The sequence below is a fragment of the Paenibacillus sp. FSL H7-0690 genome (assembly GCF_037980415.1).
GTDB classification, from domain to species: domain Bacteria; phylum Bacillota; class Bacilli; order Paenibacillales; family Paenibacillaceae; genus Paenibacillus_AQ; species Paenibacillus_AQ odorifer.
This window is the reverse complement of sequence record NZ_CP150281.1, coordinates 1,052,352-1,066,323: the sequence shown is the minus strand read 5'-3', so window position 1 is coordinate 1,066,323 and position 13,972 is coordinate 1,052,352. Positions and strand designations below refer to the sequence as shown.

Here is a 13,972-nt window from a genome sequence, read left to right as displayed (position 1 = left end):
TTTGTAGTGGGGATTTCAAATTTATATAGGTTAGACGAGACTCAACTATTTTTTGTCCGACAAAATCAATACTCCACGACCCGGTACAACTGCTGAACCACTGATTACATTACCTGTCAGTAGATCAGTACGCTCAGCTGCCCCAATATCCGCGCTTAAATCCCCGGCAGTGTGGTTCAGTAAGAACAAGTAAGATACGCCATCCTTCACACGTTGAACAGATTCGATACCTTCCGGTGCAGTTACCAGCGGCTGAATGTTCTTTTCGGCACATAGATTCGCTAAGAATCCTTGTAGGAATCCAGCTTCTGGGCTAGTCGCCACATAATAAGCTTTACCTTCGCCAAATTTATTCACAGTCAATGCAGGCATTCCTTTATAGAAATCAGAACCGTACTCTGCCAAAACTTCTGCCCCTTCGGCATGGATCAGATCGCAGAGCAGATCACATTTATAAGAACCACTCAAGCTACCCCACGTTTTATCCAGCACGAGTTCATTGCTCATACCTGGCAGTAATGCATCGATTTCCTCTGCCCAAATTCCAAGCACTTTACGCAATTCGCCTGGATAACCTCCAACCGTCACGAGGTCGTTCTCATTAACAATACCGCTGAAATAAGTTGTAATGAATGTGCCGCCCGCTTTTACAAAAGCTTCAACCTTCTCTGCAAAACCTGGCTTGACCATGTACATTACGGGTGCGATAACAATTTCATACTTGGACAGGTTCTCTTCGACCCCGATCATGTCGGCTTCGATATTTTGCTGATACAGCGCATCATAATATTTGTGGACTTCATTCACGTAATCCAAGGCAACCGACGGACCGCTTGAGAGATCAAGCGCCCAACGATTTTCCCAATCGTAGATGATCCCTACCTTAGCTGCACTGCGCGCATCCAGTAGTTGATCTCCAAGCTGCTCGAGCTCTTTACCCAGCTCAGCACATTCACGGAATACCCGTGTGTGTTCATGACCCACATGCTCAATTACCGCTCCATGATACTTTTCACAAGCCCCTATCGAACGACGCAGTTGGAAGAACAACACAGTATCTGCACCACGCGCTACAGCCTGGTAACTCCATAGACGCATAACGCCTGGACGTTTCAAAGAGTTGTACGGTTGCCAGTTCTGCTGGCTCGGTGTTTGCTCCATCAGCATGAACGGTTGGCCATTTTTTAATCCACGCATAAGATCATGTGTCATTGCTGTAAAGCTGACCGGTGTGTCCAGTGAAGGATAGTTGTCCCAAGAAATTACATCCATATGCTTGGCCCACTCAAAATAATCCAGCTCCGGATAAAAGCCCATCAGGTTCGTTGTAACAGGTACGTTGGTGCTGTGTTCTTTGATCGCTTCGTATTCGATTTTGTAACATTCGAGCAAGCTATAAGACATAAAACGGCGATAGTCCAACGAGATTCCTTGGAAGTTAGTACGGTTACCGTTCCATTCTTCACTCAGCTCATTTGGCACCACAATTTCTTCCCAATCATAAAACGTATGTCCCCAAAAGCGTGTATTCCAAGCCTTGTTCAAAGCATCCAGCGAACCATAACGCTCCTTCAACCAGACACGGAAGGCAGCAGCGGACTGTTCGGAATAATCATAGCCACCATATTCATTAGAAATATGCCAAGCTACCAGTGCCGGATGATCCTTGTAGCGTTCTGCCAGCTTACCAGCCAGCTTCGCTGCATACTTGCGGTAAACTGAACTGTTCGGATTGGAGTTATGACGTCCGCCGAACTTACGTTTTCTGCCCTGCACATCGACACGGGTCACTTCAGGATAACGATGAGCCATCCAAGCTGGATGTGCTCCTGTTCCTGTAGCTAGACATACATAAGTTCCATTTTTATATAGTCTATCCATTAATTCATCCAATGAGGAGAAATCATAAGTATCTTCGGAAGGTTGGATTAAAGCCCAGGAAAACACATTAATTGTGGCAACATCAATTCCCGCCAGCTTGAACATCCGTTCATCCTCAGCCCATACTGGCGCATCCCATTGCTCCGGATTGTAGTCTCCACCGTACCAAATTTTAGGTAATTTATCGTTAATCACACTTCGCACACCCTTTATAGTATAATTATATATCTATTGTAAATGGTTAAGGTTGCCCTTTAAATATAAAATAATATCTCATACATATAAGAATATAGAACTAACAGGAGAGGATAACATTGTCCGAAATCATGCATCGCAGGATCGTATTCGTCCATGAAGGTGGACAGCACTTGCCAATCACTTTAGACAGTATGGGGCACAATCATGATCAGGAAAAAGTATCCCGCCCCGATGGTTATGACACGTATCATTGGCTTCAAACCTCAGAAGGTGAAGGGATCATCCATTTTGACAATAAAACCTTTTCCCTGCCCGAAGGCAGCGGCGTATTACTACTTCCTTATACACCCCATCGTTATGAGGCTTCCACCAAAAACTGGGGCACCTATTATCTAACGTTTGGTGGCGATTCGGCACACTCTATTTTGGAGACGCTTGGGATGAATAGTAATTCTTTTTACCGTTGGGAAAATGAAGCGCCTCTCCCAAATCTGCTGAAGGAAATGCTGGATCGTCATGATGCCTATCAGGATATGTTTGGTCTCGGCGCCTCCACAGATGCTTATCGTTTTTTGCTTACTTTGAGTAAATATGGCCAGCTTCAAAATAATACGGCGATTTCCCGCAATGTAGATAAGCTGCAGCCACTGCTAAAATGGATGGACAGCCATTATGGCGATCCTGATCTTGGACTGAACGATCTAGCCGATGAACTAGGCGTATCTGGGCGCTATCTTAACAACCTATTCGTCCAAACTTTCGGACTCTCGCCTTATGCCTATTTCGTACGGTTACGCATCCGCAAAAGCAAAGAAATGCTCGTAAGCCAACCCGATCTTACGGTAAAAGCTATCTCCCAGCTAGTCGGCTTCCGCGATGTCAGCCATTATGTAGCCACATTTCGCAAGCAATCCGGGACTACGCCGGAGCAATTTAGACGCCTGCATTAAACATGCCCCGCCTACTGTGGAAAAATTGCTCGCTGGGAATATGCGGCTAGAACGTAGTAAGAGTATGGTATGCGCTACTATTGTGTAGAAATGGGCGGTACGGTGAAGTGCGGTACGGTACGGTGGCTGGGTGCATTTGGCTGCGAGTGTACGGCACCTCTGAGATGGATCGTGCAGATCTGCACATGGTGGAGTCCTTGTGAAAATCTGCTATGTTGGGGTGCAGCTCTCTTCAGTCAGTATGAGTAAGTCAGACGAAATAATTGCACTTTGTACACTTAAAATAGCCTGCACGGCAGAAATTATCCATATAAGTGTATTCTGTGCAACTATATTCTCGGAATATGGCCTTGCAGCGGGATAAGCCAATTTTCAGCTGCACAAAGTGCAACTAAAACCAATTAAATACTCCAACACTTCAAATAAGTGTACGAAGTGCAACTATTTTCTGTTGTGCTTCTGTTGAAGTTTCTGCATGCCCTACTCCACTCATTTTTTACTCCACACTTCCACTTACTTCACTATTCCTACTCCACACATCCCTCACTCCATCTTCACCAACCTTCACTTCACCCTACTCCACACATTCCCCACTCCATCTTCACCAACCTTCACTTCACCCTACTCCACACATCCCATATTCCATCTTCACCAACCTCACTTTACCTTACTCCACACATCCCTCACTCCATCTTCACCAACCTCACTTCACCCTACTCCACACATCCCCCACTCCATCTTCACCAACCTTCACTTCACCCTACTCCACACATTCCCCTCTCCACTTTCCCCTCTCCTGCCACACTCCCAAACCCACTCCAAAATCTCTTTACTCAAAACCACTCAAATCTCCAGCACCTCAACGCCATACGGCTCGAGCTGGAGCTCTCCCGATCGAATCTTATTATCCAGCAGGCTGCTGTATTCTCGTGGCAACGGAACGATCACCGACTCGCGGCTCAGGTTAAGCAGGAACAAGAAGCTTCCCTGATCTCCAGTCCGCACGGAGGCTTGTACTCCGTTTGGCAATCCTTCAAAGCGTAACAACCCTTTTTCCTTAGCCAGGTTCTCCAATAGAACTGTCCAGTATTGCTCATCCGCATGGGTTCCAAAGTAATAAACCTGACCTTTGCCGAAGGAATTAACAGTTACAGCGGGTGTGCCGCGATAGAAGTCATCACCATACCAGGCAATCGGCTGGGCCACTACAGGTCGGAGGATGTCGCACCACTGCGTACATTCATATGGGTTACCCTCCCCATCCACGATGACATGTGCTTCAACGCCAATCGGATCATACTCAAGCACTTCAACGCCGGTACAATAGCTCAGCTGCCCAGGCAGCGGTTGCATGACTGCGATGTTGTTTATATTTTTGACGCCACTACGGTTGGTGATCAGCAAGGTCCCGCCAGCGAGGGCAAAATCCTCCAGATTACGTACGATCTCCTCATCCAGCAAATATAAATTTGGAGCGATCACTACTTTGTATCCATCAAGCGGTTGTCTGAGGTCGATAACATCGCAGCCCATGCCAAGCTTGGTCACCGCCCGGTGAATCTGCTTAATGTTCTCATAATAATCAAAGCCCTCTGCCTGCGGCTGAATATCCAGCGCAGCCTTCTCTTCATGAGAATGGAGGATAGCCACTTCGTTTTTCAGCATCGTTCCTTGGAGCTTGCCGCTCAGCCCATTAACCTCATGACATAGCTGCGTGAACTCCGCTAATCTGCGTCCGGGAACATTGCTGTGATCAATCAGCCCGTGCCAGAATTGTTCTGCTCCTGAAGTTGCACTTCTCCAGCGAAAATGAACAACAGTATCCGCACCTCTAGCAATCGCCTGCCATGCATAGGCACGAATTAGTCCCGGATAAGGGGTTCGCCACATCGGCATCCAACAACCCGGAGATCCACTCAGCTGCTCCATGATCCAGAAGTTTTGGCGTTTGATGCCACGGGTTACGTCCAATGAAAGTGCTCCGCTATAAGGCGTTGTCTCTTGTTTGGTTGGCGAAGTATTCGGATAATAATCAAACGCAGCCACGTCCAGATCTGCACCCACTGCGTACATATCGAGACGCTGCGGATAGCTGTGAAAGTTATGGGTTATGAAATGCTCTGGACAAATCATACGCAAAATATTGATCTGCGCTGTCTGAAACGCTACCACCGAATCCCACTGAAACCGCTGAAAGTCCAGCAGAAAAGATGGATTCTGATGAGGTGATCCGCCCAACGGCACGGTAAGCTCATTCCAATCGCTGTACTCCCCGCTCCAAACAACGGTTCCCCATTCTGCATTGACCTCAGCCAGTGTTCCGTATTTAGCTTGTACCCATGCTCGAAAAGCAGTATTACAAGCGTCACAATGACAATCCAACATGCCAAATTCATTATCAGTCTGCCAGCCTATGACGGCCGGGTGTTCACTGTAACGTTCGGCAAGACGCAGAATAATACGGCTGCCATACTCACGCAGCGATGTGCTGTTATAGCAGCGGTGTCCACGTACCCCCGGGTGAAAAATCTCTCCATTAGCAAACACCGGAAGCACATCCGGAAATTTCGTCGTTAACCATCTTGGCGGTGTAGCTGTTGGCGTACCCATCACAACCTGCAGATCATATTGATGAAAAAGGTCCAGCGCACGGTCCAGCCACTCAAACTGGTAATTCCCCTCAGTTGGCTCCAGTCGGCTCCATGCGAACTCAGCAACCCGGACTACTTTAACACCTGTTTCTTTCATCAACTTGATATCTGGTTCCCACATGGATTCATCCCAATGCTCCGGGTAATAGTCCACACCCATCTGAACATGATCATATCGTTTCATTGGCGCTTCTCCCCATCCCTTGATAATCAGCCCTGTTTCCCAAAAAAAGCGCTCCCCGTCTCAAATTGATGAGGTATACGGAGAGCGCTTCTGTTAACCACTAATATCCATTAAATCTTCTCTATAATGTGCTTTAGTTATTTTTTAAGCTTGTCCCATGCAGCTTGCATACCAGTCATCCAACCGTTAACGTCAACCTTGTCAGCAATGAACTGTTGAATCACGCTGGCAAATTCTTGCGTTACACCATCAGGGAATTTAGAGGATTGCAGGCCATAAACTTTGTTTTCTTTTACGTAGTTCCATACGTCTGCTCCAAGCATACCGATGTCTTCAGGTGTTGCTTCGATTGTGGACAAAGCAGGGATGAATTTCCATTTTTTAACGATGTACTCTTTACCCATATCGGAAGTTACCAACCAGTTCAAGAACGTTTTGGCTTCTTCTTTAGAACCGGATTCTTTGTTGACTACAAGGTTCGCAGGGATACCAACAGTCATTTTGTCATTCTTCTCAGCATCTTCATTGATTGGCATAGGGAACATACCAATGTTCATATCAGGAGTGATGTTATCAACAAGAGTTTGTGCCCAGTTACCTTCTTGCATCATTGCAGTTTCGCCTTTTGCGAACATTGCCAGGTGAGTGTTAGCATCTGTGGTCAAAGGATTCTTTTGTCCGTATTGTAAAGTCAGTTTGAGATACTTGCTCCACTCTTCAAACGTTTTATTGCCTACAATTGTACCAGTTCCTTCATTCAAACCTTTGATGAATTCATCTACATTATCTTGTTGTGCAAAGGCTACGCTGATCCCTTGGTTACCTAGCAGCCACCATTCCTGATATGCATTACCAAAAGGAGTTACGTCGATAGCTTGCAGCTTTTTAGCCGCTTCTTCAAGCTGTGACAATGTTTTTGGAGTTTCAGTGATTCCCGCTTTAGCGAACAAGTCCTTGTTATACACAATACCGATACCCTCAAGGTTCATTGCCATACCGTATACTTTGCCATCTTTAGTCATAGGCTCTGCAGCCATAGGAATCAGATCTTTTACCCAAGGTTGGTCGGACAGATCTTCCATCTTGTCTCCCCAAAGTTCCATTTCTGCATATCCACCATTGGAGAAAATATCAGGCGCATCGCCGGAAGCGAATTTAGTTTTCAATGCTGCTGCGTAGTCCGCACCACCACCAACTGTTTGGATATCCAGCTTGATGTTAGGGTATTCTTTTTCGAATTCTACCTTAAGCTCATTGAGGCCTTCTACGATTTCAGTTTTGAATTGGAAGATCTTAACGGTCTTCACTTCACCTGAATTTGTGCCAGCGCTTCCATTTTGTGAGTTACTAGAAGCGTTATTATTACCACCACATGCCGTTAGAGCTAAACTCATTGCCATTACTGCTGATAGAGCAACTGCGGAGTGTTTCTTCTTCATTATATATTCCCCCTTAAAATAGTGGACTGCTTAAAAAATATTTGGAACGGAGGGCTCGGTGTTAACCTTTCACCGAGCCAGCCGCTATTCCCTCAACAATGTAACGTTGCATAAACAGGTAGAAAATGATAATTGGTGCGACCCCGATTACGAGAGCCGGAAGTGCCATATCCCATTGTTTGGTGTATTGACCAAAGAAGGAGAAAGTCGCTAGTGGAATGGTCCGAAGCTCTGGTGCCTGAAGAATCAAGGATGGCAACAGATAGTCATTCCATATTCCAAGTGCGTTTAGCACGATTGTTGTCATCACCATTGGCTTCAGCAAAGGAAGCACAATACGGAAGAACACGGTAATAGGATTACATCCATCTACTGTAGCCGCCTCTTCAATTTCAAGAGGAACGGACTTGATAAAGCCGTGGAACAGGAAGATCGCCATCGGAACACTGATTCCTAGATTCGTGATAATCAAACCAAGGAAAGAGTTATTTACTCCAATAACATTTACGACCTTCAGAATAGGAATCATAATCGTTTGGAACGGAACTACCATTGCTGCTACAAAGATAAGCAGCAAGAACTGATTGAATTTCGTATTCGCCCGAACCATACGATAAGATGCCATCGCACTGAACAGAGAGATTAGAATAACACTGATCACTGTGATAATAACCGAGTTTCGGAATGCTTCACCGAAACGGGCTAATTTCCAGGCGGTTGAATAGTTCGACCACATAAATACTTTTGGCCAGCTTGCCGCATCACTCAGAATTTCACCGAAGGATTTCACCGAGTTTGCGAGCAAGAAATAGAATGGAGAGAGAAAGAGCAGCGCCAGAAGGATCATTATCACTTCCGTACCAATATTCCATCTCTTTTTTTCCGTAGGTTTCATTACGCTTCAACCTCCTTGCTCTTCGTGATACGGACCTGAATCAGAGTAATGATGGCTACAATTACAAAGAACAGCAGCGCTTTTGCAGTACCCAGCCCGTAACGATTGTTCAGGAAGGCTTCATTGTAAATATTCATAGCAACGGATTCCGTCGATTTGAACGGTCCGCCCTTCGTCAAGGACAAGTTAAGGTCAAACATTTTGAATGACCAGGAAATGGCCAAGAATAATCCGATAGTTACAGCAGGCATAATTAGCGGAACTACGATATTGCGTAGCACCTGCCAACGGGATGCACCATCAATATCAGCCGCTTCTAGTACTTCTTTAGATACGTTACTCAACGAGGCAATGTAGATAACCATTAGATAACCGGAAGACTGCCAAACAAAGACCATTACAATCGCCCAGAATCCTGTTGTGGCATCACCGAGCCAAGGAAGATTAAAGAAGGACCATCCTGTGAGGTCGCCCATAGTGGCGAAACCTTTGATGAAGATAAATTGCCAGATGAAACCAAGCAACAATCCCCCGATAACGTTCGGCATAAAGAAAATAGTCCGAAGCATGTTACGTGTCTTTAACGGTTTAGTTAACAGATAAGCTAAGAAGAAACCTACCACGTTAGTCAAAATCACACCTAACACCGTAAATCTTACCGTGAACCAAAAGGAAGACCAGAAGTCAGGGTCATTTGAGAAAATAGTGGAAAAGTTTTGAAATCCGACCCAACTTACATTACCGGATACACCGTTCCAATCTGTGAAAGAGTAATACATCCCCATCAAAAATGGGATAATCGTTATTAAGGTAAAAAACAAAACTGCCGGACCAACGAAAAAAAGCTGTTGACCTAACTGGGACAACTTAGTGCCGCGCATTTATTGCCCCCCCCTTTCTTTTGCTCACTTACTTGTTTATGCTTTATACACATATTATCTGTTTTTTTCAGGGTACCTCACACCTACTAAAGTGATCTTTCAGGTGTAAAATATTGATCGGATGTGACAAATTTCGATGAAATGGAACACGATTCGCACAAAATTGATCGTTTTTATCCTACTGCCAACGTTAATCTGTATTATGACCACCATGTTTATTAGCTATCACTATAGCACTCAATCCCTAAGAACAAGGGCAGTAGATGAGAATACGAACCTCCTCTTTCAAGGCAATAGAAACATCGAAAGTCTGATTCAGGAGATCAATCGTCTCTCCCTTATCGTCTATTCAGATTCAGATTTCTACAGACTGCTCGAAGCGGGATACGAGGATATGGCAGCAAATACACGAATTTATTCTTCTCTAAATTACATTTCTTCATCCATGCCAGATATATCCCAGGTGTATCTTTACGGTGTAAAGGATAGAAAAGCCACTTTGCTCACCCAAAATACACCCAAACGTTGGCAGGGTATCCCCCCTTATGCCGACTCAGAGATCACTAGCAGTTCTCCTGTGTTTATACAAAGTACACATATAAGTCACAGCTATGGCCTAACTTCACCTATCCCGCAACTCATACCGGAGCCTGTGTTCACATTGCATAGACGAATTGAAAGGATTCCCACTACCACCCCACTCGGCTTCCTGTCGATCGATGTTAAGCTAACGGCTCTTACCGACATCGTCAGCCAGTTATATGATCAGAAGCAGGAGAACATTTGGCTGCTGGATGGCGATGGCAGGATTGTATACGGAAGCAACAGTGAGGAATACGGCAAGCGCCTACACGCTTCTTGGTACAACAAGCAAATCGCCACGAATCAAAGCTCGCAAGGGTATTTTGAAGAGGAAGATGCTGTGTTTATTTACCAAAGAATCGAAACCCAAGGTTTAAATTGGACCCTCGTGAAGCAGATTCCTACGTCCTATCTTTTCCGGGAAGCTAACGAGGCGGCAGCGATCAATATATTCCTCCTTGTTCTACTTTTGATTACAATTGCCACGTTAACGACCCTGATCTCTTTTCGAATCACGGCTCCTATCAAGCAGTTGACTCGTTACATGAATCAGGTGCAGACCGGTAATCTTGATGTTGAAATTCAACCTATGGGCAAAGATGAGATTGGCGTGGTTACCGAGCGATTCCGCAGTATGATGGACACGATCAACAACCTGATTTTAAGAGAGTACAAGCTGGAATTGTCCAATAAGACCAATGAACTGCGGGCACTGCAGGCACAAATCAACCCGCATTTTCTGAATAACACGTTACAGATCATTGGCACGCTGGCCTTAGAGCTTAAAGTGCCCCAAATTTACTCACTTCTTTCAGCTCTAGCCAAAATGATGCGCTACAGCATGTACAATGAGGAGAAGATCGTAACTGTTAAGGATGAGCTGGATCATGTCAAAGCCTACATTGAACTGCAAAAGGAACGTTTTGAAAATAAGTTCAGTTTCCGCTACGATATGGAGGAATCACTTTTAGAGACGTTTATGCCGAAAATGATTTTACAGCCTATTGTAGAAAATTATTTCAAACACGGCTTTAATCTTTCCCGCAGTGACGGATTCATTGAAATCACCGCAGCAAGAGTGGATGACAACCGGATGGAAATCTGTATCCAAAATAACGGAAATGCGATCCCTTCAGCGAAGTTAGATCTTTTAAAGCAGAAGCTACAGCATCCTACTAGAACAGATATAGATTTATTAAGAAATACAGAGCAAACCAAGGAAGCTACAGGATCAGGTATTGGTCTGCCGAACGTTCTGGCTCGACTCAAGTTTGTGTGCGGAGATAGTGCCACTTTAACTGTGGATAACCTTAGAGCAGGCGGAGTAGTAGTGAAATTGGAAATTGAAATTATAGCGGAGCGTGAAAAGATATGAAGGCGTTGATTGTTGATGACGAGGCAAGAGTTAGAAAGGCAGTCAGACTGCTTGTCGACTGGGACGCCCATCAAATAGATGAAATTCTGGAAGCCGGAAATGGAAATGAAGCCATCGAGATCATCCGGCAGGCTAAACCAGCATTAGTCATTATGGATATGATGATGGAATCAGGTAATGGGATAGAGTTAATGACCTGGGTGAACGAATTCGCCGGCAACACTAAGTTTATTGTGGTCAGCGGACATAATGATTTTGAGTTCGTACGGCAGACTGTGCGGCATGGCGGGATTGATTATATCCTGAAGCCCATCGAAGCCGAGGCAATCAATGTAGCGGTAGCTAAAGCAGTTGCAGCCTGGCGCTCAGAAGAAGACGACCGAAGCGAACGGCAGAAACAGAGTATTCAGCTTAATGAGTTCAAGCCCATTTATGGGGAAAAGCTATTATCTGCACTAATTGATGATCCGATCAATTCTGATTTATCTTTGCGGAGGTTATGCAATGATGGTATCATTCCGGAAAACATCCATTCCGCTCGGTTAATATTGGTGCAGACAGATGCGGGTAACAATCCGTTGATTAAACGTTTTGGCGGAGACACCGAGCTAATGAACTACGCTATCGTCAATATTTGTAATGAATTTTTGCACAGTCCGCATAAGGGTGTTGCTTTTCGTTATTGGGGAGGTCCTCCGGAGATTGCGATTATTCTGTGGGATATTCAAACCTCTGTGGTCGAGCTAATAGGCAGAATCAATCATGGCATCTACTCTACCTTGCAGGTCCGAATGCATTTTGGAATCAGCAGCATCGGCAACTTACCTAAGCAGTTACCTTATCAGCGTGCAGAGGTGGCAGAGGCCTTACAACGCCGAAACTTATTAATTCATGAGGATTACTGCCATTTCTCCTCTTCCTCCGAAGAATTCAGAGATCGTAAAGAGATCGCCAAAGCAGAGGTTCGCGGTAATGTATCAACAACGAACTTTGCTGACGTCAAGGAAGATTGGAAAATGGCAGTCATCAGCGGAAGTCCAGAGATATTATCAACAGCTGCGCAGCACTGGGTAGATGAGCTTAGCCGAGGCGGAGTTGTGACACCAGAAATCCTAAACTCATGGAAAAATGATGCTCTACTATTTCGTTCCCAGCTGGTACGGGAAATGTTAGGCCCTGAAGCTGAAGGCGCACTGGCCGAGCTTGAACAGGCCGACCAGCTTCACCCAGCTCCTTATACGAACGGTTACTCGTTCTCCTTATTCGCTTGGCGTGACTGGTCGTATACCCTAATGCAGGAGCTGGCCGAAGTAATCGCCCTGAAACAAGCTAAAGAACGTAATCCGATGCATGATATCGTCAAATACATCGAGCTTAATTACGCTTCCGACCTGTCCTTACAGGAAGTGGCCGGAAAGTTTTTTGTTAGCCGTGAATATATTTCCCGCCGATTCAAACAGGAATACGGGATTAACTTCTCCGACTTTATTGTTAATATTCGAATAGATAAAGCTAAACTACTATTGCAGAATCCTCGTCTGAAGCTGGCCCAAATCTCCGAAATGGTCGGTTTTCATGATGTTAAATATTTCAGTAAAGTGTTTAAGAAGCAGGTTGGATCTTCACCTAAGGACTACCGGGACACATTTAAGAGTTGATCAATACCAGTTTAAAAAGGCGTCCGCAACCGTCTTACCGGCTATGCCGTTCGGATGCGGGTCGTCTTGTCCACTCATATATTCCGGTCTGATCCGGTGATCGTCTGGTGCAGGCAACGATAATAGGCTTGCTATATCAAACACACGGTCTACTCCAGCGGGTGGGTTAGTCAGGATTTCATGATTCACTCTACGCCAAGTCTCTTCTCTTGCCTCCTGAAAATTAAACGGCGGCACCGTACTTAGAATAATACTAGCATCAGCATTTGCTGTTTTGATCTTAGCAATAATAGTTGTCAGATCACCAAGTAACTCATCTGCAGAGCGGCAGCCAATATCAATATCATTTACGCCGAGGACAATCATCAGTTCATCACTCTGTTTAGCTTTGTGAAGCCAAGGGCCATCCGCAGCCACATCATACGCTCTAGCCCAGCCTGAGCCGAGATTCCATACACCAATCTCTGCACCAAGACCATCCGCAATTCTCGCTGCCCAATATTCGTATCCGTCCTTTAATGTCCGCACACCTTGAGTAATCGAATCTCCCAAAAATACTAGCTTCTTATTCACAGCTTTCTTATATCCGATATAGCTTGGCAGTACCAAAAGATTGTCAGATTCTGTAAACCCATCGGCTGATTCCTGTGCAGCCAGATTTCCGGGCGCATCATAAGCGGTTGCCAGCATCCCTTCTACGTTGAAAGGAATGGATTTGCCCGCAGTAGTTGTCTTAATCGTCCATGTAAACGCTAAGTAATGGCCATCAGGTAGGTTGATGCTTGTCTCATCACTCCAGAAGCATTCACCGGCCGCTACTGACTTGGAGACATTGCCTTCAAAAGTGACAGCATGTTGTGTATGCTCAATAATAGCTCCGTTTGGCTCAGTGCCCCCATCCGCGATAAATGCCGATTCGATCACCCAACTGCCCCCAGGTTCACTGCCCGAAGCTTCAAGCCCTTGGTCCCAGGTGGAATCCACCGCATTGCTATGCCAAAATTTCAGCTGCACCGGGCCGTTTTCCCGTAAACGAATATAAGTCCGGAAGGTATGTGTAAAAGGTTCTTGCCTATTCATAATAAAATTAGCGGCGGTTGAAAGAACCGTAGCAGAGGTATAGTCCGTCTGATTCAAAACTCCACTTCCCTTAATTAAATTAGTATTCATAACGTTTCCCCCGTTATTAGTTAAGATTGTAACACTAAAACCTCTCCTATAAACCAGGGAACGGATCGTTCACCCAGTCTACAAGAGAGGTTATGGCTATATCAATAT

At 45.3% G+C, this 13,972-nt stretch carries 9 protein-coding genes; 3 read left to right on the top strand and 6 right to left on the bottom strand.

What is annotated here, in order from left to right; all coding sequences use genetic code 11:
• Positions 1-45: 45 nt before the first annotated feature.
• Complete coding sequence (locus MHI32_RS04705; protein WP_036680780.1) at positions 46-2,076, bottom strand: beta-galactosidase; 2,031 nt, start codon at positions 2,074-2,076, stop codon at positions 46-48.
• 119 nt (positions 2,077-2,195) lie between these two features.
• Between MHI32_RS04705 and MHI32_RS04700 the strand changes: the two genes are divergently transcribed.
• Positions 2,196-3,029, top strand: coding sequence for an AraC family transcriptional regulator (locus tag MHI32_RS04700; RefSeq protein ID WP_254848824.1), 834 nt, complete (start codon positions 2,196-2,198; stop codon positions 3,027-3,029).
• 843 nt (positions 3,030-3,872) lie between these two features.
• Here the strand turns inward: MHI32_RS04700 and MHI32_RS04695 are convergent.
• From MHI32_RS04695 to MHI32_RS04680, 4 genes are all read right to left on the bottom strand, one after another.
• Positions 3,873-5,864 (bottom strand): beta-galactosidase, encoded by a 1,992-nt coding sequence (locus MHI32_RS04695; protein ID WP_340011969.1) that lies wholly within the window; start codon positions 5,862-5,864, stop codon positions 3,873-3,875.
• A 137-nt stretch (positions 5,865-6,001) separates the two neighbouring features.
• Positions 6,002-7,303 (bottom strand): extracellular solute-binding protein, encoded by a 1,302-nt coding sequence (locus tag MHI32_RS04690; protein ID WP_094902687.1) that lies wholly within the window; start codon positions 7,301-7,303, stop codon positions 6,002-6,004.
• Positions 7,304-7,364: 61 nt separating this feature from the next.
• Positions 7,365-8,198: a carbohydrate ABC transporter permease gene (locus MHI32_RS04685; RefSeq protein WP_036680774.1), complete on the bottom strand. Its 834-nt coding sequence runs from the start codon at positions 8,196-8,198 to the stop codon at positions 7,365-7,367.
• Positions 8,198-9,079: a sugar ABC transporter permease gene (locus MHI32_RS04680; RefSeq protein ID WP_036680772.1), complete on the bottom strand. Its 882-nt coding sequence runs from the start codon at positions 9,077-9,079 to the stop codon at positions 8,198-8,200. Before MHI32_RS04680 ends, MHI32_RS04685 begins: the two co-directional genes overlap by 1 nt.
• A gap of 136 nt (positions 9,080-9,215) precedes the next feature.
• On the opposite strand from MHI32_RS04680, the gene MHI32_RS04675 reads away from it, so the two are divergent.
• Positions 9,216-11,036 carry a histidine kinase gene (locus MHI32_RS04675; protein WP_340011968.1) on the top strand — a complete coding sequence of 607 codons (1,821 nt, stop codon included), beginning with the start codon at positions 9,216-9,218 and terminating at the stop codon, positions 11,034-11,036.
• Positions 11,033-12,694: a helix-turn-helix domain-containing protein gene (locus MHI32_RS04670; protein ID WP_340011967.1), complete on the top strand. Its 1,662-nt coding sequence runs from the start codon at positions 11,033-11,035 to the stop codon at positions 12,692-12,694. Before MHI32_RS04675 ends, MHI32_RS04670 begins: the two co-directional genes overlap by 4 nt.
• Here MHI32_RS04670 and MHI32_RS04665 read toward each other — a convergent pair whose 3' ends face one another.
• The gene (locus MHI32_RS04665) at positions 12,695-13,864 is read right to left on the bottom strand and encodes a GDSL-type esterase/lipase family protein (RefSeq protein WP_076307168.1); all 1,170 of its coding nucleotides are present in this window, start codon (positions 13,862-13,864) and stop codon (positions 12,695-12,697) included. It abuts the gene before it with no gap.
• Positions 13,865-13,972: the final 108 nt, after the last annotated feature.